This window comes from Embleya scabrispora DSM 41855 (assembly GCF_000372745.1).
Lineage (GTDB): Bacteria > Actinomycetota > Actinomycetes > Streptomycetales > Streptomycetaceae > Embleya > Embleya scabrispora.
Map to the genome: position 1 here is coordinate 198981 of NZ_KB889664.1, position 24608 is coordinate 223588.

Annotated in this window: 23 protein-coding genes; 10 read left to right on the plus strand and 13 right to left on the minus strand. The window is 71.7% G+C overall.

Annotated features, from left to right (window positions below):
• Positions 1-122: 122 nt before the first annotated feature.
• The 7 genes from panD to A3IC_RS0118215 all read right to left on the minus strand — a co-directional run bounded on the left by panD (position 123) and on the right by A3IC_RS0118215 (position 6791).
• Positions 123-545, minus strand: coding sequence for an aspartate 1-decarboxylase (gene panD, locus A3IC_RS0118185; protein WP_020551474.1), 423 nt, complete (start codon positions 543-545; stop codon positions 123-125).
• Between the two features lie 13 nt (positions 546-558).
• Positions 559-768, minus strand: coding sequence for an MbtH family protein (locus A3IC_RS0118190; RefSeq protein ID WP_020551475.1), 210 nt, complete (start codon positions 766-768; stop codon positions 559-561).
• Between the two features lie 6 nt (positions 769-774).
• A complete protein-coding gene (gene entS / locus A3IC_RS55130) occupies positions 775-2178 on the minus strand; it encodes an enterobactin transporter EntS (protein WP_020551476.1) in 1404 nt (467 codons plus the stop codon).
• 3 nt (positions 2179-2181) lie between these two features.
• Positions 2182-3555 carry a lysine N(6)-hydroxylase/L-ornithine N(5)-oxygenase family protein gene (locus A3IC_RS0118200; RefSeq protein WP_020551477.1) on the minus strand — a complete coding sequence of 458 codons (1374 nt, stop codon included), beginning with the start codon at positions 3553-3555 and terminating at the stop codon, positions 2182-2184.
• Positions 3556-3773: 218 nt separating this feature from the next.
• Entirely contained in the window at positions 3774-4550 is a 777-nt protein-coding gene (locus A3IC_RS0118205) for an ABC transporter ATP-binding protein (protein ID WP_020551478.1), read from the minus strand.
• A gap of 67 nt (positions 4551-4617) precedes the next feature.
• Positions 4618-5706 carry a FecCD family ABC transporter permease gene (locus tag A3IC_RS0118210; RefSeq protein WP_020551479.1) on the minus strand — a complete coding sequence of 363 codons (1089 nt, stop codon included), beginning with the start codon at positions 5704-5706 and terminating at the stop codon, positions 4618-4620.
• Complete coding sequence (locus tag A3IC_RS0118215) at positions 5703-6791, minus strand: FecCD family ABC transporter permease (protein WP_106668931.1); 1089 nt, start codon at positions 6789-6791, stop codon at positions 5703-5705. The genes A3IC_RS0118210 and A3IC_RS0118215 overlap by 4 nt, the downstream gene beginning before the upstream one ends.
• A 118-nt stretch (positions 6792-6909) precedes the next feature.
• On the opposite strand from A3IC_RS0118215, the gene A3IC_RS0118220 reads away from it, so the two are divergent.
• The 6 genes from A3IC_RS0118220 to A3IC_RS0118245 all read left to right on the plus strand — a co-directional run bounded on the left by A3IC_RS0118220 (position 6910) and on the right by A3IC_RS0118245 (position 14312).
• Complete coding sequence (locus A3IC_RS0118220; RefSeq protein WP_020551481.1) at positions 6910-7761, plus strand: siderophore-interacting protein; 852 nt, start codon at positions 6910-6912, stop codon at positions 7759-7761.
• A 174-nt stretch (positions 7762-7935) separates the two neighbouring features.
• Positions 7936-8445, plus strand: a complete 510-nt coding sequence (locus A3IC_RS0118225; RefSeq protein ID WP_020551482.1) for a SigE family RNA polymerase sigma factor — start codon at positions 7936-7938, stop codon at positions 8443-8445.
• A 68-nt stretch (positions 8446-8513) separates the two neighbouring features.
• Positions 8514-9737, plus strand: coding sequence for a hypothetical protein (locus tag A3IC_RS0118230; protein WP_158695996.1), 1224 nt, complete (start codon positions 8514-8516; stop codon positions 9735-9737).
• Between the two features lie 352 nt (positions 9738-10089).
• Positions 10090-10593, plus strand: a complete 504-nt coding sequence (locus A3IC_RS0118235) for a GtrA family protein (protein WP_020551484.1) — start codon at positions 10090-10092, stop codon at positions 10591-10593.
• Entirely contained in the window at positions 10590-12950 is a 2361-nt protein-coding gene (locus A3IC_RS0118240) for a hypothetical protein (RefSeq protein WP_020551485.1), read from the plus strand. Before A3IC_RS0118235 ends, A3IC_RS0118240 begins: the two co-directional genes overlap by 4 nt.
• 192 nt (positions 12951-13142) lie before the next feature.
• Complete coding sequence (locus A3IC_RS0118245; RefSeq protein ID WP_020551486.1) at positions 13143-14312, plus strand: erythromycin esterase family protein; 1170 nt, start codon at positions 13143-13145, stop codon at positions 14310-14312.
• Between the two features lie 75 nt (positions 14313-14387).
• Here the strand turns inward: A3IC_RS0118245 and A3IC_RS0118250 are convergent, their stop codons facing one another.
• Positions 14388-15278 (minus strand): SDR family oxidoreductase, encoded by an 891-nt coding sequence (locus A3IC_RS0118250; protein WP_020551487.1) that lies wholly within the window; start codon positions 15276-15278, stop codon positions 14388-14390.
• Positions 15279-15314: 36 nt separating this feature from the next.
• Positions 15315-16256, minus strand: a complete 942-nt coding sequence (locus A3IC_RS0118255) for an EamA family transporter (RefSeq protein WP_020551488.1) — start codon at positions 16254-16256, stop codon at positions 15315-15317.
• Positions 16257-16347: 91 nt separating this feature from the next.
• Here A3IC_RS0118255 and A3IC_RS0118260 point away from each other — a divergent pair, with 91 nt between their 5' ends.
• Positions 16348-16860: a MarR family winged helix-turn-helix transcriptional regulator gene (locus A3IC_RS0118260; RefSeq protein ID WP_020551489.1), complete on the plus strand. Its 513-nt coding sequence runs from the start codon at positions 16348-16350 to the stop codon at positions 16858-16860.
• 303 nt (positions 16861-17163) lie between these two features.
• On the opposite strand, the gene A3IC_RS0118265 is transcribed toward A3IC_RS0118260, so the two are convergent.
• Both A3IC_RS0118265 and A3IC_RS0118270 read right to left on the minus strand, forming a co-directional pair.
• The gene (locus tag A3IC_RS0118265) at positions 17164-17673 is read right to left on the minus strand and encodes a hypothetical protein (RefSeq protein WP_020551490.1); all 510 of its coding nucleotides are present in this window, start codon (positions 17671-17673) and stop codon (positions 17164-17166) included.
• Between the two features lie 700 nt (positions 17674-18373).
• Positions 18374-18610 carry an acyl carrier protein gene (locus A3IC_RS0118270; protein WP_020551491.1) on the minus strand — a complete coding sequence of 79 codons (237 nt, stop codon included), beginning with the start codon at positions 18608-18610 and terminating at the stop codon, positions 18374-18376.
• 263 nt (positions 18611-18873) lie between these two features.
• Between A3IC_RS0118270 and msrA the strand changes: the two genes are divergently transcribed.
• From msrA to A3IC_RS55135, 3 genes are all read left to right on the plus strand, one after another.
• On the plus strand, positions 18874-19422 hold the full coding sequence (gene msrA, locus A3IC_RS0118275) for a peptide-methionine (S)-S-oxide reductase MsrA (protein ID WP_040876782.1): 549 nt from the start codon (positions 18874-18876) through the stop codon (positions 19420-19422).
• Between the two features lie 330 nt (positions 19423-19752).
• Complete coding sequence (locus tag A3IC_RS0118280) at positions 19753-20799, plus strand: proline racemase family protein (protein ID WP_052173606.1); 1047 nt, start codon at positions 19753-19755, stop codon at positions 20797-20799.
• Positions 20796-21803 (plus strand): ornithine cyclodeaminase family protein, encoded by a 1008-nt coding sequence (locus tag A3IC_RS55135; protein WP_020551494.1) that lies wholly within the window; start codon positions 20796-20798, stop codon positions 21801-21803. Before A3IC_RS0118280 ends, A3IC_RS55135 begins: the two co-directional genes overlap by 4 nt.
• An 18-nt stretch (positions 21804-21821) precedes the next feature.
• On the opposite strand, the gene A3IC_RS73545 is transcribed toward A3IC_RS55135, so the two are convergent.
• Both A3IC_RS73545 and uppS read right to left on the minus strand, forming a co-directional pair.
• The gene (locus A3IC_RS73545) at positions 21822-22133 is read right to left on the minus strand and encodes an MmyB family transcriptional regulator (RefSeq protein WP_020551495.1); all 312 of its coding nucleotides are present in this window, start codon (positions 22131-22133) and stop codon (positions 21822-21824) included.
• Positions 22134-22387: 254 nt separating this feature from the next.
• On the minus strand, positions 22388-24322 hold the full coding sequence (gene uppS, locus A3IC_RS55145) for a polyprenyl diphosphate synthase (protein WP_020551496.1): 1935 nt from the start codon (positions 24320-24322) through the stop codon (positions 22388-22390).
• Positions 24323-24608 lie beyond the last annotated feature (286 nt).

Sequence of the window (24608 nt, forward strand, 5' to 3'; positions counted from 1 at the left end):
GTCGTCGCGCGGCATCAATGCCGTTCGGTCTCGAATTCCGTCCGCGAGGATGCCAACCTCCGCTCAGGGCAGCGGAGTCGAGTAAGCGGGCGGCAGCGTGGCGCGGCCGCAGGGAGTGGGCGTCAGAGTACGGCGATCGTGGTACCGGCGATCTGCCCCGGCATGCCGGGGACCGGCTCCGCCGGGTCGCTGCCCAGCGCGACGATCCGGTTGTCCGCGTCGACGTGCACCACGCGGGGTCGGTGCCCGGCGATCTCGGTCTCGTCCAAGAGCACGAATGCCATCACGATGACCAGATCGCCCGGGTGGATCAGCCGCGCGGCGGCCCCGTTGGCGCCGATCACGCCGCTGCCGCGCGGGCCGGGGATCGCATACGTGGTCAGGCGTGCCCCGGTGTCGATGTCGACGACCTGGACCACCTCGCCCTCGGTGATGCCGGCCGCGTCCAGCAGGTCCTCGTCGACCGTCAGCGATCCGACGTAGTGCAGGTCGGCCCGGGTCACCCGGGTCCGGTGGATCTTGCCGCTCAGCAGCGTGCGCAACACCGGTGCTCTCCGCTCAGTTCTCGGTGGCGGCCACGAGCGAGCGCGGCCGCATGTCGGTCCAATGGTTTTCGATGTGTTCCAGGCATTGCGCTCGGGACGCGGGTCCGTGCTCGGTGTGCCAGCCGTCGGGCGGGTCCAGGAACGCGGGCCACAGCGAGTACTGGCCCTCGTCGTTGAGCAGGGCCAGGAACGTCCCGGAATCGTCGTCGAAGGGGTTCGTCACGGCGGATCAGCCTTTCGTGGTCGTGGTATTCGTCGTCGGCGTGCCGGTGGGGGAGTCGGCGGTGGGTCCGGGGTCGGTGGAGGGCGAATCGGTCGTCGGGGTCGGTGTCGGCGCCAGGGCGGGCGTCGATGGCGTCGGTGTCGCGTCCGTCATCGGCCCGGAGATCGGCCCGGCCGCTCGCAGTGCGGGCAGGGCGCCGGCGACCGCGACGACTGCGGCGACACACGCCACGCCGCCCGCCACGAGGGTGGTGCCGGGGCCGAGCAGCCGGGCGACGCCACCGGAGAGCGCGTTTCCCGCGGCCGGGCCCGCGGTGGCCTGAGCCAGCCACAGGCTGCCGACCCGGCCCTGGAGCCGGTCGGGGGTGTACTGCTGGAGGAGGGCGCGGCGCAGGATCTCGGAGACCGTGTCGGCGCCGCCCGCGAGGGCCAGCAGGAGCAGGCCGAGCCACAGGTGCCGGCTCAGTCCGAACGCGGCGATCGCCGCGCCCCACAGGGCGGCCACCACGATCAGGGTCACCCCGGGGCGTTGCACTCGCCCGATCCAGCCGCCGGCCAGGGCGCCCAGGAAGGCACCCACGGCGGGCGCGGTGTAGAGCAGGCCGACCGCGGTGGGCCCGCCGTCGAAGACCTCGTTGCCCATCTCGGGAAACAGCGCGTACGGCATCGCCAGCACGACGGCGGCCAGGTCCACGAGCATGAGGGCGCGGATGACCCGGTTCGCGCGTACGTGCCGCAGACCGTCCAGGACGGCCTGCACCGGGTGTCGCGCCGCGGCGTGATCGGTGTCGGCGTCCTCGTCGGAGCCGGGCGGCAGGCGCGGCAACCGCGACAGCAGGACCGCGCCCAGCACGAATCCGGCCGCGTCGATCAGATAGCACACGGCAACGCCCGGGCCGGCGGCGATCAGCCCCGCCAGACCGGGGCCCACCATCGCGCCGAACTGGGTGGTCAGGGTAAGCAACGCCCCTGCGGCGGCCAGGTGTTCGCGGCCGGCGAGGGCGGGGGTGACGGCCATCAGCGCGGGTGCGCCCAGGCCGCCGGCGAGGCCCGCGGCGATGGCGGCGAGGTAGACGAACCACAATTGCGGCTCGGGTGCGAGGGCGTTGCCGGCCAGGGCCAGGACCACGACGGCGGATCCGGCCCGGGTGACCAGGATCAGCCGGCGTCGGTCGGTGTGGTCGGCCAGGACGCCGCCGGCGAGCAGACCCACGCACAGGCTGACGCCGATCACCAGGTTGACCAGCCCCACGTGCAGCGACGAGTTGCCCAGGTCGTACACCTGGATGCTCGCGGCGACCGAGGTCAACGCGGTGCCGAGCATGGACAGCGCGGTCGCGGTGAACAGCAGCCGGAAATCGCGGTTGGCGCGGAGCGGTGTGACGTCCACCGCGATGTCGCCCAGGCGCACGGATCAGCCCTGTCGGGAGGACGTGACCGGGCCGGGCGCGGTGTCGGTCCGAGGCCGGGGCGCGGTTCGGGCCTCGGCGGCGGGGCTCGGGCCCGTGTGGTCGTTGATCGAGGCGAGGATCTCGCCGGCGCGGACGGCGATGTTGGACAGGAGCGTGGAGCCGAGGCCGTGGGTGTGCTCGGTCCCGCCCTGGAGGTAGATCCCGGCGTCGAGCGGGGGTTCGGTGACCACGCGGTAGTCGCGGCCCAGCCGGGGGCGTCCGAACTCGTCGCGGGTACAGGCGCCGGCGGTGTCGCCCAGGAGGGCGAGTCCGTCGCCGGGGCGGTAGCCCGTCGCGTACACGACCACGTCGGCGCGCAGCGTCTCGGTCTTGCCGGTGGGCAGGAACTCGACGTCCACGTGCGCGGCTTCGGGGTCCTCGCGCACTTCCACGACGCGGGTGGCGTGGCGGATGTGCAGCCGCTGTCGGCCCTGCACGCGCTCCTCGTACACGCGCCGGTACAGTTCCTCGATCAGATCGCCGTCCACGACCGAGTAGTTCGTGTTGCGGTGGTAGTCCGTCAGTTGCCGTTTGACCTGTTCGGGCGCCTCGAAGTAGTGATCGACGGCGGCGGGGTCGAAGATCCGGTTGGCGAACGGGCTGTCGTCGGCGGGGGAGTAGCCGTAGCGGCTGAAGACGGCGTGCACCTGCGCGTCGGGGAAGCGCCGGTGGAGGTAGTCGGCGGTCTCGGCGGCACTTTGACCGGCCCCGACCACCACCGCGGTGCGCACGCCGGCCGGATCGAGGCCGGCGACGTTGGGCACGAGGCGGGAATTGTGCCACACCCGCGTGGTGACGCCGACTCCGTCGGGCAGATGCGGGGTCAGGCCCGGGGCGAGGACCACGTTGCGGGCGCGGTGTACGACGGGGTCGTTCGCGACGGCGACGTCGAAGGCGGTGATCCTGCCGTCGGTGACGACGGGTTCGATCGCGAGGACCTCGGCGCCGTAGCGAACCTGGTCGGCCACGCGGGCCGCGGCCCATTCGAGGTAGCCGTGGAACTCGGCCCGGAGCGGGAAGAACACCTTGTGGTTGACGAAGTCGACGAGGCGGTCGATCGAGTGCAGATAGGCGACGAAGCTGAAGTCGCTGGTCGGATTGCGCAGCGTGGCAAGGTCCTTGAGGAATGAGACCTGCATCGTCGCGCCGTCGACGAGCATGCCGCGATGCCAGCCGAAGGCCGGCTGTTTCTCCAGGAACAAGGCGTTTACCCGGTGGTCCGGGGCGGCGAGCGTGTTGTGTTCCTCGATCGCGACGGCGAGCGCGAGGTTCGAAGGCCCGAATCCGACCCCGACGAGGTCGTGAATGGTCTTTCCGTCGTGCCGAGATGAGGTCAACGCACGCGTCCCTTCCGGTTGGTGGCCTCGAAGGGCGCACAGAACACTTACGGCCTTTCCATAGGCGAGGCTAACCTAACTTTGTTCGATGTGGCCAGGGGTCGGAGCGGGACGGCCGGCCCTGTCCGTCGGCCTGTGTGCCGACGGCGGAGGCTGCCGCGTCGGTCCACGGCCGAGTGGCAACTCCTTTTGGCAGAAGGCCAATTGCATCCCGGTGTCTAGCGTCGGCCGCCGAGTGGGATGACCAGGGGGGTGCCCGCGATGGGGCATGTGATGACTGCGGCGCGCAGGTCGAAGACCTCCCGCACCAGGTCGGGGGTGACGACCTCGGCGGGCGGGCCGGCCGCGACCACCCGGCCGTCGCACATCGCGATGAGGTGGTCGGCGTACCGGCACGCGTGGTTGAGCTCGTGGATGACCATCACCACCGTGCGACCCTCGGCTCGCCCCAGCTCGGCCACCAGTTCCAGGACGTCGACCTGATAGGCCAGATCGAGGTAGGTGGTGGGTTCGTCGAGCAGCAACACCGGGGTGTCCTGGGCCAGTGCCATCGCGATCCACACGCGCTGGCGTTGCCCGCCGGAGAGTTCGTCGATGGCTCGGCCGGCCAGGGCGTCCACGCCGGTGGCCGACAGCGCGGCGTCGACGACGGTGTCGTCGGAGGAGGACCACTGTCGCCACCAGCGCTGGTACGGCGTGCGACCGCGGGCGACCAGATCGCGCACGGTGATGCCCTCGGGGGCGGTCGGCGACTGTGGGAGCAGTGCGAGTCGCTGTGCGAAGTCCCGTCCGGACAGCCGGGCGACGCTCTCGCCGTCGAGCAGGACGGTGCCCTGACGCGGTTTCAGCAATCGGGCCAGTGCACGCAGCGCGGTCGACTTCCCGCACGCGTTGGGTCCGACCAGGGCGGTCACCCGGCCGGCGGGGATGTCGAGGTCCAGGTCGCGGGCGACCACGCGCTCGCCGTAGCCCAGGGTGAGCCTTTCGGCGCTCATCCCGGGAGCGATCGCCGTGCCGTCCGGGCGCCCCGTCGGCCTGGTTCGTTCTGTCGCGATACCCACGTCAGCCTCCCTTTCCGGCCCGGTTGTTCCGGGCGAGCAACCACAGCAGGTACGGCGCCCCGACGGCGCCGGTGACGATGCCGACGGGGAGTTCGGTGGGAAACGCGGTCCGGGCGACCAGGTCGGCCAGGACCACCAGGGCCGCGCCGACCAGACCGCTGACGACCAGGGGCAGCCCGGGGGTACCGGCCAGTCTGCGGGCGATCTGCGGGGCGGCCAGGGCGACGAAGACCACCGGCCCGGCGCACGCGGTCGCCGCCGCCGTGAGCGCGGTGGCGAGCACGAGCAGGGCGATCCGCGAGCGGGTGACCGGCATGCCCAGGCTCGCGGCGGTGTCGTCGTCGAACTGGAGCATGCGGTACGGCCGCGCGAGGGCGACGGTCGCGGGCACCAGCACGACGAGCGCGTAGCCGAGCCAGCGCACGTGGGCGTACTCGCGTCCGTCCAGACTGCCGGTCAGCCACGAAGTGGCCCGCGTCGCGGCGCCGATGTCCACGCGCGCGAGCATCCAGCGGGTGGACGCGGCCAGCATGCCGTTGACCGCGATGCCCACGAGCACGAAGCCGTACCCGGAGATGGTGCCGCCGCGAAACGCCAACAGGTGGATGACAGCGGCAGTTGCCAGCGCGCCGATCAGGGCGCCGAGGGGGACCGCGCCGTAGGTCGTGGACCGCGTGGTGCTCACGCCGCCCAACAGGATCGCCAGGACGGCACCCGCGCCCGCACCGGCGGTGATCCCGATCAGGTCCGGCCCGGCGAGCGGATTGCGCGTCACGGCCTGGAACACCGCCCCGGACATCCCGAGCGCGAGTCCGGCCAGCATCCCCACCAGGGCGCGCGGAAGCCGGAGTTCGTGCACCACCAACTCCGCGTCGGCCGGTCCTGCCCCGAACAGGCCGGTGACCACGTCGCGCCACGCGAGCGGATAGTCGCCCAACGCCAACGACGCGATCAACCCGGCGAAGACCACCGCGACCAGGACGACGACCGCGACGAGCGTGCGCGGGCGCACGGCGAACCCGAGCGGCCCGCGTTCCCACCGCACGACGCGCGGCGTGGGCCGGCCGGTCTTGATCAGGGCAGTCTTCATCCGGAGTGCTCCCCGATCCTTCCGCGCCTGACCAGATATATGAGGAACGGCGCCCCGAGGAAGGCGGTGACCACGCCGACCTCCACCTCCGTCGGCCGCGCGATCACTCGCCCGATCACGTCGGCGAGCAGCAACAACACCGCGCCGGCCAGCCCCGAACACGGCACCAGCCAGCGGGCGTCGGGCCCGGTGAAGGCCCGCAGCACGTGCGGGACCACCAGGCCGACGAACACGATCGGCCCGGCGGCGGCGACCGCCGTGCCGGTCAGCAGGACCACCACGAGCGCGCCCAGGGCCCGCGTGGTGCCCGCTCGTGTGCCGAGCGTGGTGGCGAGTTCGTCGCCCAGGGCCAACGCGTTGAGCCGGCCGGTCAGGGCGAGCGCGAGGCACCCACCGACCACGACGAACGGCAGCAGGAACAGCGTGGTTTCGCTGTCCCGGCCGGCCAGCGAACCGACCGCCCAGGAGCGGTAGCGGCCGAGCGAGTCGGGGTCGGTCAGCACGAGGGCTCCGGTGCCGGCCTCCAGCAGGGCGCTGACCGCGGCTCCCGCGAGCGCGAGCTTGGCGGGCGTCGCGCCGCCCACGCCGGCTCCGCCCACGAGGTATGCGATCGCGCCCGCGACGGCCGCGCCCAGGAAGGCGAACCACAGGTAGCCGTGCGATCCGGTCAGCCCGAGCAACCCCACGCTTGCCGCGACCGCGAATGCCGCACCGGCGCTGACCCCGATCAGGCCCGGGTCGGCCAGCGGGTTGCGGGTCACGTCCTGGGCGACCGCACCGGCCATGCCGAGGGCGACGCCGACCAGGAGCCCCAGGAGCGTACGGGGCACCCGCAGATCGCGGATCAGCCCGGCGTCGCCCGCGCGTTCGCCGCCGAGCATGGCGAACACCTCGCCGGGCGCGACGTTGCGGGTGCCGATGGCCAGGGACGCGAACAGCGCGCCGAGCAACAGCACGGTCAGGAACACGAACAGCCCGAGCCGTCGCGAACGCCCGGGCGCGGCCCGGGCGTCGGGTGTGGCGACGGCGGCGGACGAAGCGTCGGGGGAGTCGACCCGTAGAGACACTCCAGTAAGGTAAGGCATACCTGAATGGCTTGCCCAGTGCGCGTGTCATGGCGTCGTCCCGCCGAATGCCGCACCCATGGCGGGGCGCGCGACGGTCCGGCCCGAGAATCGAGTCCGCAACCACGAAGGAGTTCCCATGGCGCGAGACGACGAGACCACCAACCGCCGCAGCAGTCCCGGGCGTTCGCCGATTCGCACCTGTCTGGCCACGGTCGTGCGCTCGGTCGAGGTGACGCCGAGAATGTTGCGACTCACCTTCGGCGGCGACGGGTTGCGCGGCTTCGACGGCGGCAGGCAGGCCGACGAACACGTCAAACTGTTCTTTCCACCGAAGGGCGAGCCGATCCCGGTACTGCCCGAATTCGGCCCCGAGGGCCTGGTCTTTCCCGACGGCGCCACACCGCCGCACGCGCGGAACTACACCGTGCGGCGCTTCGACCCGGTCGGGCTCGAACTCGACGTCGACTTCGTGATCCACGGCAACGGCCGAGCCGTCGAGTGGGCACGGGACGCCCGACCGGGTGACGTACTGGGCATCGCCGGCCCCGCACCGGGTTCGCATCCGCCGGCCGACGCCGACCAGTTGCTGATCGCCGGCGACGAGACCGCACTGCCGGCCGTCGCCTCGATCCTCGAACGCCTCGCCCCCGGCACCCGCGCGCACGTCTTCGTCGAGGTCGCCGATCGAAACGAGGAACAGTGCCTGGCCGCGGCCCCGGACACCGATGTGCGAGTGCGCTGGCTGCACCGCGACACGACGACCGACGCCGAGGAGGATCAACTGGCCGACGCGGTCTGTGAATTTCCCTGGCCCGACGGCACCGTGTACGCCTGGGTCGCCGGCGAGGCGCTCACCGTCCGCACCATCCGCCGCTACCTGCGCAACGAGCGTGGCATGAACCGGCACACCCTGCACGCCGCCGGCTACTGGCGCCGCGGGAAGACGGTGGAGGAGTGGCTGAGCGAACCGGAGGACACGGACCGCTGACGGCCGACCGGCCCGGCCCCGCCGGCCCCGGGCCGAACGCCTCGACCCGGGCCCTGGTCCGTTCCGTCGACGGGCGTCCGCCTCGGAACCGGGCCCGAAGAATCTCCGACGCAGGGTGTTATGAAACCGCGCGGTCGAGGCGTTACTCGTGTGACGCCAACGTGTGGAGGCCCCATGTCGGGAAGCAAGGCCGCGGACTTCGAAGAGTTCGCGCATGCGCGCAGCAGTCAACTGCTGCGCACCGCCTGCCTGCTCACCGGCGACTGGCACCTGGCCGAGGACCTGGTCCAGGAGACCTTCGGCAAACTCTTCCCCCGCTGGAACCGGGTGAGCACGATGGACGCCCCCATGGCCTACGCGCATACGACACTGGTGCGCACGTTCTTGTCCGCCCGCCGGCTCAAACGGTGGTCGGAGCATCCCGCCGAGGAACTCCCCGAGCCACACGCGCCCGTCGACGACGACATCGAGCTGCGCCTGACCCTCCTGGAAGGTCTGGCCCGACTGTCCCCGGCCGACCGCGCGGTCCTGGTGCTTCGCTATTGGGAGGACTACTCGGTCAAGGAGACCGCGGACATCCTGCGGACCGCGCCCGGCACCGTACCGGTCCGCGCCAAACGGGCCCTGGGCCGGCTGCGCACCCTCCTGGGCACCGAACTGCGAGCCCCGGCGGCGGCATGCTGACCGGGCCCGAACGCCACCATCGACCCCGACCCCGACCCCGTGACCGCGACCGGAAGGACGTGCAGGCCGTGTTCACCGATGCGGACCCGTTCAGCGACGAGGACTTCGAGCGGTACGAGCGGGAGTTGCCCGGGGCGCTGCGAACCGCCGGCGACACGTTTCCCGGGCCCAGTTCCGACCTGGTCGCCCGAGGTCTGGCCCGCGGCCGGCGACGCCGGCGGTTGCGAACCCTGCGTCGAAGCGCCCTCGCCGCCGCACTGGTGACGGCGAGCGTCGCCGGATGGGCCACCGTCGAGGGCGCGTTCGACACCTCGGATCCCGGACCCGCCGACCGCACCGGCGCCCTCTGGGTGACCAACGCGCCGCGCGACCTGGTGTCGCTCCTGGTCAACGCAGTTCCTTCGGGTCGCCAACTGATCGACGGAGATACCTACTTCGCGGCGGATTCGCCGAGAGTGCTCCGTTCCCAGGCACAAGTCCAGGCGACCTACACGACCACGTCCGGATCCTCCGAGATCAGCGTGGTGGTCTCCCGCCCGGTCCCCGGCGGCCGCGAGGACAACGAGGCGTACTGCGCCGAGACCCTCTCGAAGAACGCGTGCAGTCGGTCGCCGGAGCCGGACGGAGGCGCGCTCACCGTGCGCAGGACCGCCAAGGAGAAGGACGGCATCAACCAGTTGTGGAGCGCCCTGTACACCCGCCCCGACGGCGCGCGCGTCGACGTCCGGGTCGTGGGCACGTACAGCGAGCCCGGTGGCGTCGCCGGTGTCTCGGGCCTGAGTATGGAGCAGATCATCGCCATCGCCCGCAACACGGGCTGGGAATCGGTCGGCGCGGCCGTACCCACTCCCGCGCAGCAGGTTGTCGGCTTGGTGCCCGCCCTGCTTCCCCCCGGGGCGCGCGTGCTCTCGGCCGACGGGTCGTGGGGCTCGGACGAGTTCGTCGTGGACACCGGCTCCGGGACCCACCGGCTGGACGTCCGCGTCGAGGCCGGCCCGATCGGCGAGCGCCCGGTCTGCCCACCCGCCGCCAAGGACGATGCCAAGGCCGGTACCTGCGAGATCGTGAAACTGTCCGACGGGACCCCGGCGAGGATCGACCGCGCGCGCACCGAGAACGGCAGGTACGTACCGTGGGCGCTGACCGCATTCCGTGCCCGCGGACTCCGGATCCGCTTCGAGCAGGACCCGCCGTCCAAGACGGACGCGGGCGACAGATCATCTGCCGGACCCTCCGTGATTCAGGACCAGGTGAAGGTGATCGCCGCCTCACCGCGCTGGGACGCCCCCTGACGCGCCGGCGGGCCTGATCCCCGGCCTGGGCTCCCGATTGCCCGGGCCGGGCCCCGCTCTCCCCTTCCGGCCCCGACTGCCGCTCCGGGCCCCGGACTTCCCGGCCCGGGCCCGATTGCCCGCGCCGGGCCCTCGATTCCCGGTCCCGGGCCGCCGAATGCGCACTCCCGGCCGCTGATTTCCCCGTCCCGGGCCCCGATCGCCCGGACCCCCGCCCCCGTCGGGCGCCCGATCCCCTGAGGCCCCCACCGTCCCGGCCCGAACCCACCGCACCGGGACAGGCTTCGCGCTGCCCGCAAACGCCGAGCCGCGCGCATCGGACCCGCCCGCCAACAGCGACGAGAAAGCACCCATGTTCCTTGCACCATTCGAGCGCCTGAGCCGCCTGGCACCGGAGGTATCGAGGTTCGCCCTGGTGGGCGGTCTCGGCTACGCGACCGATGTCGTCCTGTTCAACATCCTGCGGGCACTCCTCGAAACCCCGTCCCTCCTTGCGAAGTTCGTCTCGCTCGGTGTCGCCACCGTGATCGCCTACCTCGGCAACCGCCGTTGGACCTACGGCCACCGGGCCACGTCCGACGATGCCGCGGACGCACGACGGCGATTCCTGCTGTTCGTCGGCTGGAGCTGCGGTGGCCTGGCCATCCAACTCGGCTGTCTGTCGCTCTCCCGGGACGTCCTGGGCTTCGACAGCCTGCTCGCGGACAACATCTCCGGCAACGTGATCGGGATGGCCCTGGCGACGGCGTTCCGCTTCTGGGGCTACCGCACCTGGGTCTTCCGCGCCACGCCACCGGCTCCCGACGCGGCCTGCTCGGCGTCGAACGCCGACGACGTATCCGGACTCGCGCGGTGAACGCCGCCGCACTCGTGATCGCCCTGGTGTGCACGTCGGCCGGCTGCCTGCATCTCGCGTGCGCGAGCGGGATGCGTCGAGCGGTGGACATCGTGCTGGTGTGGCTGCTGCTGAGCACGGCCCAACTGTCCGCGCTGACCCTGCTGGTCGGCGGCCTGCTGCGGCGCCTCGAAGCGGGCGCCCTGTTCGCCGCCGCGGTCGCGCTCGCCGCGGTGGAGATCGTGGCCACCCGACGGGCGGGCGCCGACGCGGCCCGACGCCGCGGGGTCGCCGTCGCAGCCGGGTTGTGGCCGCGCGTACGGCGCTGCGGGCGGCATCCGCTGGTCGTCGTCCTGACGCTGCTGGTGGCCGGCCAGTACTGCTGGCGTGCCGCGCTCGCCGTGTTCCTGGGCCCATTGGACTACGACGGACTGTGGTACCACCTGCCCGGGCCTGCCATCTGGCTCCAACAGGGCTACGTCGGGCACACCCCTCAGGTGTTGTGGGCCGACGTCTACCCGCAGGGCCAGGAACTGCTCACCGGCTTCAGCGGCGCGTTCGTCGGCGACACCCGACTCGGCTGGGCATCCGGCCTGCCTTTCCTCGCCCTGGGCGCGGTCGCCACGGCCGGCCTCGCCCGAACCGCCGGCGCCCGTCGCGCACACGCCACCCTGGCGGGCCTCGGCATCCTGGCCGTCCCCGCGGTATTCCTGGAAGCCTCCACCACCTACGTCGACTTCGCCACCACCGCGACCACCCTGACCGCCCTGCACCTGACCCTGGGCATTCTCCCCGCCGTCCAAAACGCCATCGACCACGGTCGGGACGCGATCGGTTGTCTGCGCCGCCGGGTCCCGATCGTCGGGACCGCACTGGGACTGGCCATCGGCGTCAAGTCCTCGAACCTGCTGACCGCCGTCGTGGTCGGCGCCCTCGTGCTGGTGCAGACCTGGCGCGTGGTCGGCGCCCTGCGCCGCGCCTCACCGCCCACGGAGCGGCAACCGGTGGCGCGCGCACGCCGGTTGCGCGCCCACGCCGCCGCGACCGCCCGGATCGCGCTGCCGAACGCGGCCGTACTGGGCCTGCTCGCGACGGCGTTGGGCGGCTACTGGTACATCCGCACCTGGATCAGGTACGGCAACCCGTTCCACCCGTTCACCATGCTCGGCTTCCACGGCAGGGGATCGGTCGACGAACTGATCATCGTCCACAACACGGTTCCGCAGCTCGCCGGTGAGGGCAAGCTTCGCGCCACCTGGCACTCGTGGCTCTACGACCGCGAACGGGTGGCCTACACCCACGACCAGCAGCCGGGAGGCTTCGGCCTGCAATGGATCTACGTCCTGCTCCCGATCGTGCTGGTCGCCCTCGCCCTGTTCGTGCTCAGGCGCCGCTTCGACCTGCTGTGGGGGCTGCTGCTTCCGGTCCTCGTCTCGGCGACCGCGTCTCCGGCGCCGTGGTGGGCGCGATACCAATTGATCGTGCCGGCGTTCGGCTGCGTGTGCCTGGCCGCCGTGCAGACCGCCTTGGCGCCACGGCCGAGAGACCGCCCGGGAGCACCCCGTGTGATCGTGCCACCGCTGCTTCGACGCGGTGCGGCCGGGCTGCCGGCGGTCGCGTTCGTCGCGACCACGGCGATCTCCATGTGGTGGGCCACGCAGCCGACCAACACCTGGATCGGCGATCGAACGTTCGCCCACCGCGCGACCGTCCGCGAGACCCTGGACCTGATGGGCGACCCGAATCGCGACCGACACATCCTGCCCACGGCCGCCTACGCGGCGATGAACCGCGTCCCCGACGGCCGGACGGTGGCCTTCACCGAATTCACCCACCAGCGCTTCGTGCAACTGATCATGGGCGAACGCGGACAGCGGCGTGTCACCAGCCTGGGCGAACCGCGCGACGCCGCGGACTTCACCCGCCGACTGCGCGCATCCGGCGCCCGGTACGTACTGCTGACCACCGGCGGCCCGGATCGCGACCTGCTGCTCGCCGTCCTGAGCGACCGCGCCCACTATCGGCCGGTGGTGCGCGGGAACGGCGCGATCGGTTGGTTCGGCGGTGGATCCGGCGCGGAACTCTTCGAGGTCGGCGACTTCACCGCGACCGTATGCGCCGACCGACAGCCCCGACTGGCGGTCTCGAAGCCGGCCCCGGACACGATCGCCGTCTCGCTTCGGGACGCCTGCGCGGCACCGCTGTTCGAAGTCGAGGTGACGCTCATGGACGAGACCGGGAAGACGACCGCCCGCACGTGGACCACGGGGGAGGGCGAAGCGGTCCTGCGCATACCGTCCGACCTGGGCGGAAAGCCGCTGCGGGTGCGCTTCGCGGGCGACGGCTACCACGGCCCGGCCGAGACCGCCGCCGGCTGACGTCGTGCGGCCGCGCCCGTCCCCGTCGCTGCGGTCGTTTCCCCAGGTGAGGACCGGTGCAGGTGGGAGCGGCCGGACCGAAGGCGGCGGATTCCGGGGCTCGGGTACTTGTCGTATCGGACAGAAGGGGTACCGGAGTCCTGGGTCTCCCGGACGAGGCGCACGGTGCGGTGGTTGCCTAGCGTCGGAGTCATGAAATCAGATGATTTTCACCCACCCTGTGATACCGACAGTGCGCCGGCCGAGCCCCGGCACGGGCCGGCGTCGAACCCGGCCCGGGGCCTGATCCCGGTCCTGCCGCTGCTGGGCCTGGCCGCCACGGTCAGCACCGCACCGGTGCGCACCGCCACCCCGTCGGCGATGCGCCCGGACATCACCGCCTCGCGCGGTGACCCGGCGGGTGCCCTGGCGCGCTCCGCGTACACGTTGGGCAGTATCGTCCCGGGCGGTTCCGCGGCGGATCTGCGGGCGTTCGACACGATGGTCCGCGGTGCGGAGGTGGTCGGCGTGGGCGCGGCCACGCACGGGTCGAGCGAGTTCTGCACGCTCAAGCACCGCCTGTTCCGGCACCTGGTCGAAAACCAGGGCTTCCGGAGCTTCGTCTTCGCCGCCGGTCGGGGAGCCGGGGTCCGCTTGGACGCGTGGGTACTGCACGGCACGGGCCATCTGAGGACGATCATGGACGAGGAGTTCCAAGCCGGCAGCAGCCACTGGAACACCACCGAGACGCGCGACCTGTTCCGATGGATGCGGACCTGGAACGTGCGCCACCCCGACAGCCCGGTGCGCGTGGTCGGCGCCGGCGTCGACCACGCCGACCCCGCGCCGTTCGACACCACCGACGAAGCCGCGGCCGCGAAGCGCCACCGCGACCGGGTCATGGCCGACACCACCCTGTGGTGGCAACGCCACACCGGCACCAAGGTCTTCCTCTCCGCGCACAACAGCCAAGTCGCCGGCGAGACCCCGGTGCAGGTGTCCGACCACCGGCCCGAGACCCCCGGGCAACTCCTGCGCGAACACCTGGGCACCCGCTACGTCAACGCCGGATTCACCTTCGGCCAGGGATCCTTCAACGCCATCGACGCGAACGCCCCAGGCACGCCCTGGCGTCGCTTCGACATCGGTCCGGCCATCGCACACGGCGGCGAGGACGTGTTGGAACAGGTCTCCCGACGCGACTGGTACCTCGACACCCGCACCGTGCCCCCCGGCACCGCACGCGACTGGCTCGCCGCCGCCCACCCGACCCGCGGCCTCGGTGCACACTGGCCGTGCAACGAATACGAGAACACTCGCCTGGGCCCGAGCTACGACATCCTCATCCATCTGCACCACATCAGCGCGGCCCACCGACGCTGACCCACCGGAGCGGCTGTCGGCGTCGTCCCTGCCCGGCGGGCGCCCTACCGGCGGCCCACAGGCGTCGTCCCGATGTCAGACCCTCGTCGGCCTCCTCGCGGTGAACGCGTCCGCGTGGTCGCGGGCGAAGTCCGCCACGCTCCGGGGCCTGCGGCCGGTGACGTCCTGGACATCGGTGGTGGTGAAGTCTCCCCGGCCCAGGGCGTATGCCTGCGCGTACTCGGTCAGCATCTCGACGATCCAGGGCGGCATGCCGAACCCCAGCAGCCGGGCCTCGCGTGCGTCGTCCGTGGTCGGGATGTAGCGGACCGGGGCCCCGATCACCCGCTCGAATTCCTCCGCCACCTCGGCGAAACCGATCGATCGGGGCCCGGTGGGGGTGTAGATCCTGCCGTGGTGCGGGTTCGGGCCGTCGGCGAGTATCTTGGCGGCGAGTTCGGCGATGTCGCGTGCGTCGACCATGCCGAGGCGACCGTCCGCCGTATTGAGTCGGATGGTTCCCTCGGTCGCGATGTCGTCGGCTTCGTTGAGCAGGTTCTGCATGAACCAGTGCGGTCGCAGGATCGTCCAGCCGAGCCCGGACCGTTCGACCTCGTGGTCGGACAGCGCGTGCAGGCGCCCGCTGCGGGTCGGGGCGTCGTGGGCCGCGTGCACCGCGGACAGGCGTACCACGCGCTCGACGTTCGCCCGGCGAGCCGCCCAGATGGCGTTCATGCCGTTCTCGGACGCGCGCGGGCCGTTGGGGGTCAACATCCACAGGTCGTCCACGCCTTCGAAGGCCGGCGGCAGGGAGCGCGGGTCGTCGAGATCGCCGGTGACCGCGTCGACGCCGCGTGCCCGCAGTGTGTCCGCCTTCGACGGGTCGCGGACCAGTGCCCGCAGCCGGAAACCGGAGCCCTCCAGTGCGTCGATCAAGGCGCCGGACACGGTCCCGGTGGCTCCGGTGATCAGCAGGGTGCGATTCAATGTTCCTCGTCCTTCATGGGGGAGATACCTCGTTGGTCAGCGAGGTGCGCCGGGGTTCCCGCGGATCAGGGAGCGGGCGGCGTCGGGGGTGAGCTGGGCGGCTGCGATCGACAGCAGGGCGAGCACGAACCCCACGCCCTGGAGCGGGGTGAGGGACTCGTCCAGCACCAGCCAACCCAGCGCCGCGGCCACCGCCGGTGACAGCAGGGTCAGGAACGAGACTGCCGTGACCGGCAGTCGGCCCACGCCCTGGAACCACAACGAGTGGGCGAGCGCCGTGGCGACGACGGCCAGCCAGGCGTATCCGCCGAGCGCCGCGGCGTCCGGCGCCGGCGGCAACCCCTCGACGGCGAGCGCGACGGGTGCGAGCAACAGGCCGCCCGCGGTGAGCTGCCAACTGGTGAAGGCCAGTGTCCCGACGCCCGGCGGACGCCCCCAGCGCTTGGTCAACACGACCCCGACCGCCATCGACGCGGCGCCGCCGAGGCCGGCGAGGATGCCGATCGGGTCGAAGGAGATCTGCCCGCGGAGCACGATCAGGCCGACGCCGACCACGCCGGCCACACCCCAGCCGAGCTGCCACCGCGTCGGGCGCACGCCCAGCAGCACGAAGGCGATTCCGGCGACCAGGAGCGGTTGTACGGCGCTGAGCGTGCCCGCGACACCGCCGGGCAACCGGTAGGCGGCGACGAACAGCAGCGCGAACAGCGCCCCGATGTTCAGCGCGCCGAGTACGGCCGAACGCCACCACCAGTCGCCACGCGGCAGCGTTCGGGAGATCAGGAGCAGGAGCAGGCCCGCCGGAAGCGCACGGATCACGCCGGCGCCCAGCGGAACGCCCGGGGGCAGGTATTCGGTGGTCACCAGGTAGGTCGTGCCCCAGGTCATCGGCGCCACGGCGGCGAGGCCGGTGTACCCCCAGGTTCGCGCGGGGCTCTTCGTGATGGCGGGGCCGGCGACTTCGCGTGTTTGGGCCATCGCGCTTCCTTTCAACGTTGAACTGTTCAACGTTGGCGAAGGTAGCGCTGCTGTTAGCATCAGGTCAAACAGTTCAACGTTGAGGAGTGCCGTGCGGGACAACGTCGACTGGCGACTGGACCAGTGGAGAGTCGAGCGACCCGACATCGACCCCTCGCCGATGGGCGTGGTCGGCCGGATCCAGCGCGCGTCCCGCTTCCTGGACCGCGAGCTGCATCAAAACTTCGGCACCCACGGCCTGCAGCTGTGGGAGTTCGACGTGCTGGGCACCCTGCGCCGGGCCGGGGCGCCCTACCGGCTGACCACGGGCGCTCTGGTCGAAGCGTCCATGGTCACCTCCGGGGCGATCACCAACCGCATCGACAGACTGGTCGCCAGAGGATTGGTGACGCGCGAAACCGATCCCACCAATCGGCGCTGCGTCCTGGTCACCCTGACCGATCGGGGCCGCGAACTCGTCGACGAAATCCTGCTGGACCACGTCGACTTCGAGAAGGAACGGCTGAGGCCGCTGAGCCTCACCGAACAGGAACAGCTGGCCGAGTTGCTGCGCAAACTGCTCATCGGCCTCGGCGACCGGCCACCGGACCAGGGCGCGCCGTGAGGGAATGGGATCCGGGCACCGTCCACGAACTTCCGTGCGACCCCCGGTGGCCCGGTCCGATATCCGGAACGGGCCACCGGGTGCGGGGTCGGCGGGTTTCGATCAGCGCGCGAGCGAGCGTCCCGGGTCGATGTTCGTAGCCGGCGACCGGGTCCGAACGCCCGGTCCACTCGCCGTACAACTGAATGATCACGCGTGACTTCCCACCTCGGCGCGATAACCGAAGGAAGTCGGCCAATCACTGTCAGCTAATGCATCGCAGGTGGCTTTTGCGCCAACTCGTGTGGCGGTGGCGGCGTTCGATCAGTCGATTCCCTGGTCGCGCAGGCCGCATTCGAACTCCCGGAGGCGTTGCGGCAGCGGTTCGGTCGCCGAACCGCCCTCCGGGGTGGGGCCGGCGTCCGGGGTTGCCGGGCGCGGCTGAGGCCAGGCGTCGAGGGCGTAGAGGATGTCGAAGTCGCAGAGGTCCATCCAGCCGATGGGGTGGTCGGGATCATGCTCCGCGTCGCCGAGCAGGACGGCCGCGGTTCCCTCGTGTGGGCGCAGGTCGACGGCATGGCGCACGGCAAGCACCCGGACCAGCCCCGGGGAGAAGTCGGCCGTGGGTGCGAAGTCCGCGCGTAGGCGCCAGGTTTGGCCGGACTCGGCGATCAGCCAGGGCGAACCGTCGGCGAGCCGCTCGCATGCCACGCGGGTGGCCGCCTCCCGGCCGAGAAGATCGTCGGTCATGAAGACGTCGATCCAGGCGTTGACGAGGGCCCCGGCGGCCTGGGCGCCGAGGATTTGATCGATGTGCTTGTCGTCGGGGTTCACGGAACTCTCCTGAGGTGACGGCCCTGGGGGAAGGGGCCGGCGGACGGTGGTCGACTGCGGGTGGGTGGTGGATCCGACTGACGATGGCGCGGGTTCGGCGGGGTGTGCGGAGTGCGTGTGAGTTTCATGAACGCTGCGGGCGGCGGCGCCGGATCGTCCGCCGACCGGCACCCGATCCGGGACAACACGGGGGATGGCGAGGCCCATTCCGGCGAGGAGTGTGATCCTGTCGGCACCACGCGGGGGAGCGATCGCCGCTCGGTGCGGGCCGAGGCGGAGGGATGTGCGTGGTGCGGGGCTGCGTGGGTGCCCGGCATGTCGGCCCCTACCTGAATACGAATTCCGGGTCCGCCCGGTTGCCCCATGCGGCGCTTCTTCTTCGTCGGAACACGCGCGGCCGCCCGATCACCGCCGCCCGGGCGCCGGTTCGAGGGGCATACGTGGGTTCCGGGACGCGCTCGGTCGCGACGAGTTGTACGAACGGCCCGTGCCCAGGGACCCGGGCGCCGCCGGTATCGGCCACGTGAGAGCCTGGCACCGGCTTCGCCAAGATCGGTACCGGCGCACCTACGGCGCACACGAGTCTCCCGCAGCAATCGGGGAGCGCGCCGGGGGAGGCGCCGACGGCAGCCTCCACCCCGAAGAGGTCACCCACGACCGGAAAGTCGCCGCGCCGCCCCGAAGCCGCGGGCGGGTTCGGTCACGGGGTGCCTTTGGCGGTGTCGATGGCTGCCGTGATGTCCTCGATCGTGGTCAGGCCGTCCCTCGTGGTCAGGGTGACGCCGTATTCCCGTTCCAGATTGAGGAGCAGTTCCGCCTTCTGGATCGAGTCGAACCCCAGGTCGGTCTCCAGGTTCGTTGTCCCGGTGATCTCGTCTATTCCGACCCAGGCCAGATTGGCTGCGGCCCCGATGACGGCCTTCTCGGACGTGGTCAATTCGTACTCCCGGGTTCGCGGTCGAGCGGGCGGCCCGGCCCTGAAAGCCGCGCGCCTGCGACCGGTGCGGTGGCGCACGGCCCGTTCAGGATCAGGATCTCACGATCCCGTCGGCGCCAAACAACGATTGGGTGTCTCCATGGTTGCCATGCGGGAGCGGGAGGCGCGACGCGGACGAAAAGGGTTTCATCCGGTAACCGAAAGCTTCGATCCTGCTACTGTTCGGCGCAGAATGCGGAAGTGGGTTCCGGGGGAGGATTCCGATGGCCGAGGCAATGTCCGAAGACAAAAATGTCGAGACCGTGACGCTTGGTCCCGGCTGTTTCTGGTCCTTTGACGCGGTGGCGCGCCGAACTCCGGGGATCACTTCGAGCGTCGCGGGATACGCCGGGGACAACGGTCCGCCGCCGGACTACGAGGGTTACGTACGCCACGGGCTCAACCCGCAGAAATTCGTCGAGGCGGTACGGCTGACATTCCGGCCCGAGGAGATCTCCTTCGAAGAAGTACTGATCTTCTTCTTCCGGAGCCATGACCCGACCACGCCGAACCAGAGCGGCGCGGACCACGGCTCCATCTACCACTCGACGATCTTCTACGCCGACGAGGAACAACGCGTGCGGTCCGAGAAGGTCATGGATTCGGTACGGCGGCAACTCGGTCGGGATATCGTGACCGACCTGCGGCCGTACGGTCAGTTCTTCGAGGCGGAATCCGACCAGCAGGACTTCTACAACAAGCATCGTGTCGAGCCGTATTGCCGGGCGGTAATCGAACCGAAGCTTCGCACGCTGGGCCTGGACGTCGACTGAGCACCGACCGATCCCACGTGACGCATCCCGTGGGTGCACGACGATCCGACCGGAGACCGCGGCGGTCGCCATGACGGACGCGACCGCGGTCGATGCCCCGGGCCGCGGGTGACGCGCGCGGTGACGCACCCCCGGAGACCCTTGCGGTGCTCCTTTGCGCTTCAATACAATGTCACACATTATTGAGGGGTTGCCCGGCCGCGACGGCGTTGTTCCGGCGGTCCACCGGAGGAGCGCCCGCTCACCGTCGAGGAAAGGCGTTCGCATGACCACCACCGACCTGCCGATCGCGTGTCGTCCGGCACGCTCGTTCCGTGCCGAGGCGGCGCGTTGAACACCGCGTCGAGCGCCGAGCGCGTGAACATCGAGACCGTCGACTACCACACCGCCGGCGAACCCTTCCGGATCGTCTCCGGTGGCCTGCCCGTCATCGCCGGCGACACCGTCGCCGAGCGCCGTGCGATCGCCCTCGGCGCGGGCGGTACCGCCACCGCGCCGCGTCCGGGGCCGCTCGACGACATCCGACGGCTGCTCACCCACGAACCGCGCGGACACAGCGGCATGTACGGCGGCTTCGTGGTACCGGCGGACGACGACGAGGCACACCTGGGAGTGCTCTTCTGGCACAAGGACGGCTACTCCACCGCCTGCGGCCACGGCACCATCGCGCTGGGCGCGTGGGCCGTCGAGTCGGGGCTGGTCACGGCCCCCGCGGACGGTCCGGCACGGGTGTACATCGACGTCCCCTCCGGCCGAGTCACCGCCATCGTCCGGCGCCGAGCCGGCCGCACCACCTCGGTGACCTTCCGCAACGTGCCCACCGCCATCGCGGCCCGGAAGATCCCGGTGGCCACCTCCCGCGGACTCGCGCACGTCGACCTCGCCCACTCCGGAGCGTGCTACGCCTCCGTCTCCGCGACCTCGCTCGGCCTCTCCGTCTCCGCGGACCGACTTCCCGAAATCACCGCGATCGGCCGGGAGATCCGTGCCGCCCTCGCCGACGAACCCGCCACCCGGCACCCCGACGATTCGCGACTCTCCGGCGTCTACGGTGTCATCCTGTACGAGGAACTCCCGGCCACCGCGGCAGGACCCAACCAACGCAACGTCACCGTTTTCGCGGACGGGCAGATCGACCGATCCCCCTGCGGCTCCGGGACCTCCGCCCGGCTGGCCCTGCTGGCCGACAGCGGTCTGCTGGGACCGAACGACGAACTGCGCCACGAATCCATCATCGGCACGGTGTTCACCGGCAAGGTCGTCGCATCGCATCCCGCCGGAGTGATCACCGAGGTCACCGGCACGGCACGGCGCACCGGCGAACACCGCTTCATCCTCGATGCCGACGACACCCTCGGAACGGGATTCCTCCTGTGACGGCGGATCAACTCCCCACGATCCCGGTCCGGTTGACGCCGATCGAGGCCGTCGAGACGATCGAGCAGACGCTGCTGGCGGGGCTGGATCCCGAGTGTGTCCCGCCGCGTTCGAGCGTCGCCGTGCCCGCCGGTGAGCTCCTGCTGATGCCTGCGGCCGGGTCTTCGCACGTGGGCGTCAAGATCGCCGGAGTGGCCGCGGGAAACCCGGCCAGGGGCCTGCCTCGCATCACCGGCAGCTACCTGCTGCTGGACGGACCCACGCTCCGGCCGCTGGCCCTGTTCGACGGTGCCGCGCTCACCGCCGTGCGCACCCCCGCCGTCACCGCCGTCGCCATGCGCCGCCTCGCGGTTCCGGACGCCTCGCACCTGGTGCTGTTCGGCACCGGCCCCCAGGCGTACGGGCACCTGGACGCGATGGCCGCCATCCGTCCGCTGACCCGACTCACCGTGGTCTCCCGCAGTGCCGCCCCGGCCCGGGAACTGGCCGAGCACGCACGCTCCCTCGGGCTCGCGGCGACGGTCGGCAAGCCGGACGCCGTGGCCGACGCCGACCTGGTGGTGTGCGCCACCACGGCTCGTACTCCGCTCTTCGACGGCACCCTGGTGCCCGCCCACGCGGCCGTCGCGGCGGTCGGCTCCCACGAACCGACCGCGCGTGAGGTGGACACGGCACTGGTACGTCGCTCCGCGGTGTACGTCGAGGCCCGCGCCGCCGCGTCCCGGGAAGCCGGGGACCTGCTGGTCGCCGGGTGGGACGAGATCTTCGACGGGGAATCCGGGCCGGGCAACCTCGCGGAATTGGTGCGGGGGCGGATCACCGTCCCCGACGACCGGCCGCGCCTGTTCAAGAGTGTGGGCATGTCCTGGGAGGACCTGGCCGTCGCCGTCGCGCTCTACCGTCGCAGCCTGAACGACCCCGACACACCCTCGGCGGGGCGCCCTTCGACGTCCGGCTCCGCCGCCCCGGCAGCGCACCGCCCACCCCGGCCCGGACGACCGTGACCGCGCCGCGCCCGGTGGTCAGCGGCGATCCGGGGGCGGGGGTCGGGAGGTGACGGTTGTTCCGAGGCCGACCGGGGCCGGTGTGGTGGCGCGGTCGGTCAGATGACGCAGGGCGTGGGCGGCGGGGGAGCCGGCGGGGGCGGTGTAGATCGTCATGGTCAGGTCGGCGTCGTCCGGGGCGCGCATCGCCACGTAGTCCAGGGCGAGTTCGCCGAGGCGCGGGTGGGCGAAGCGTTTGCGGCCGCGGGTTTTGGCCCGGACGTCGTGGCCGACCCACAGGCGGCGGAAGTCGGCGCTGCCCTGGGAGAGTTCGCATACCAGGGTGGCCAATCGCGGGTCGTCGGGGTGGCGGCCGGCGTCCAGGCGTTGCGGGCCCGGCCCTGTTCCAGGCGGGTGTGGTAGTCGACGCTCACGCCCGCGAGCTGGGCCGGTTCCTCGCGGCGCAGACTCGGAACGCGGCGTTGGCCGCCGAACCCGCCGGCGCCGACGTCGTTCGGGCTCAGCCGGGCCCGCCGGGGCCGGCTGGTGTCACCGGCGGTGCGGGGACGGGCGCATCGAGGGGTGCTCCGCGCACGGTACGGCCGTCAGCGGTCCGTCGCGTCCGCGTCGCAGGCGGGTCGCCGCGCGGCGGGGCGGGGCGGGGCAGGGAGCGGTGTGGCGGGCTCGTGGACCGAGGACGGCGCCGCCGGTTGCGCGATGGTGGCGGCGGTCACCGGGGGGCCGGGTACGGCGCCGAAGTTGCGGGCGCGCTCGGTGTAGGTGGTGATGGCCTGCCACAGGTCGCGGCGGTCGACGTCGGGCCAGCGAGTGTCGCTGAAGTGCAGTTCGGCGTACGCGGCGTGCCAGGGCAACAGATTGGAGGTGCGCTGTTCGCCGCCGGTGCGCCACAGGAGGTCGACGTCCGGAAGGTCGGGTAGGGCCAGGTGGGCGGCGAACACGCGCTCGGAGATGTGCGCGGGGTCGATTCCACCCGCGGCGGCGGCCCGGGCCAAGGAGGCGGCGGCCTGGGCGAGTTCGATCCGACCGCCGTAGTTGATGCACAGGGTCAAGGTCAGGCCGGTGCGTTCGCCGGTGCCGTGTTCCAGGCGGACCAGCTTTTCCAGGATGTCCTGGGGCAGTCCTTCGACGGAGCCGGCCCAGCGCACGCGGATGTCGTGGTCGAGGACGGTCTCTTCGACCATGTCGTCGCGTACGAGTGCGAGCAGGCCGTCGATCTCCTCGGGGCGGCGGCGCCAGTTCTCCGTGGAGAAGGCGTAGAGCGTCAGGTGGCGCAGGCCGATTTCCAGGGCGCCGTGGACGACGTCCTGCATCGATTTCCCGCCCGCGCGGTGGCCTTCGGTGCGGGGGAGACCCCGGTCGGTGGCCCAGCGGCCGTTGCCGTCCATCACGACGGCCACATGGCGCGGGAGTCGGTGCGCGGGCCAGGTCGGCGGGACGGTGCCGGAGGAATGCGGCCGGGGAGGGGTGGGAGTGTCGGAGCGGGGGGTCGGCAGCAGGCCGGCCAGGGTCGGTGCGCGCGGTGTCGTGCCGTCGTGTCGAGACCGCGCGGGGGCGATCGGCGTCAGGAACTTCCAGGCGACGTGCGCCTTCACCTGGGCGGGCAGCAGGATGCGCCAGGTCGCCGTGCGGGGCAGGCGGGGTTTGCGGCGCAGCAGCTTGGTCCCCGTGCGTTCGATGCGGTCCAGGCGCAGCCGGCCGACGTCGGTCACCGCGCGCGCCACCACCGCCAGTGCGGGGGGCAGTTCCCGGAACAGGTCGGGCTGGGCGAGCCAGGTCCGGGCCTGTGCGGCCAACCGGCCGATCAGGGCCTCGACGGGGGCGCCCGGCGCGTCGTGCGGGGCGCCGTCGCGGGTCGCGCTTCGGGCGGCGCTCACCAGGTCCGCCGCCGTGAGGGCGTGGTCGGCGAGGACCTCCATGGGCATGGTGATCCGGCCCTGGGCAAGGTCCTCCGCGAGGTCTTCGAGGTTGTCGATGATGCCGAGGGCGTCCACCCACTGCCGGGCGGCCTCCAGGTAGCGCAGCCGCAGGGGCAGATACAGCCCGGCGGCGGCCAGCAGGGCCGCGCCCTGGGCGAAGAAGGACGTGTTGACGGCTTGGGAGTAGGCGCTCCACGCCTTCCAGGTGGGATGGGTACGGCCGTCGATGTCCGCGCGGGTCGCGGCGAAGGCCGCCGTCAGACCGTCGGTCGGCAGATCCCACGTCCGCATCGTGTGCACCAGGGCGCGACGTACCGGATCCGTGCTGTCGCCGCGCCGCAGGTCCTCGTGGAACGCGGTGGTCCAGGCGTCGAACAGGGCCTCCCTGCCGGAGGGTTCCCCGGCGTCGGCGATGTCGTCCATCACTCGGCCGGCCGCGTAGATCGCCCACAGGGCCGGTCGTAACGCCGGTGGCATCAGCCGGGCCGTTCGATACTCCGTACCGCCCGCCCTGCGGACCTCGGTGCGGCAAGCCTCATAGGCTTCGACGAGCCGCGGGTCCTCGATCGCGGCCGCGCGGTAGACGGAGCGGGGACGGGGCATGTGACTCCTCAACCGGACGTGACGGTATCCGCCGTGCGGCGGGCACATCGATGCGGGTCGGGCGCACCCGCCGAAGGCGGAGACCGCGCGGGTCCCACCCGGCTCCGGGCAACTCCGCTGCCACGACGCGGCGTTGGCGCGGTTCCCGAACACATGTAGAGGCAACCGGCTATCGACTCGCCATGTCACGCGAATGGGTCAAAGATGCCTCGTAGGGGTGACGTTGCCAGGGCCGAACGGGTGACGGGTGACGGCCGCCGGCCGTGGATGCGACGACCGCGTCGAC

Bases quoted from the DNA above. Each gene is read 5' to 3' on its own strand.
- A3IC_RS0118225 (WP_020551482.1), top strand. From the start codon at position 7,936: ATGTCGGGAAGCAAGGCCGCGGACTTCGAAGAGTTCGCGCATGCGCGC.
- uppS (WP_020551496.1), bottom strand. From the start codon at position 24,322: ATGCCCCGTCCCCGCTCCGTCTACCGCGCGGCCGCGATCGAGGACCCG.
- A3IC_RS0118210 (WP_020551479.1), bottom strand. From the start codon at position 5,706: ATGAAGACTGCCCTGATCAAGACCGGCCGGCCCACGCCGCGCGTCGTG.
- A3IC_RS0118245 (WP_020551486.1), top strand. From the start codon at position 13,143: ATGAAATCAGATGATTTTCACCCACCCTGTGATACCGACAGTGCGCCG.
- A3IC_RS0118235 (WP_020551484.1), top strand. From the start codon at position 10,090: ATGTTCCTTGCACCATTCGAGCGCCTGAGCCGCCTGGCACCGGAGGTA.
- A3IC_RS0118215 (WP_106668931.1), bottom strand. From the start codon at position 6,791: ATGCCTTACCTTACTGGAGTGTCTCTACGGGTCGACTCCCCCGACGCT.
- A3IC_RS0118205 (WP_020551478.1), bottom strand. From the start codon at position 4,550: ATGAGCGCCGAAAGGCTCACCCTGGGCTACGGCGAGCGCGTGGTCGCC.
- A3IC_RS0118220 (WP_020551481.1), top strand. From the start codon at position 6,910: ATGGCGCGAGACGACGAGACCACCAACCGCCGCAGCAGTCCCGGGCGT.
- A3IC_RS0118255 (WP_020551488.1), bottom strand. From the start codon at position 16,256: ATGGCCCAAACACGCGAAGTCGCCGGCCCCGCCATCACGAAGAGCCCC.
- msrA (WP_040876782.1), top strand. From the start codon at position 18,874: ATGGCCGAGGCAATGTCCGAAGACAAAAATGTCGAGACCGTGACGCTT.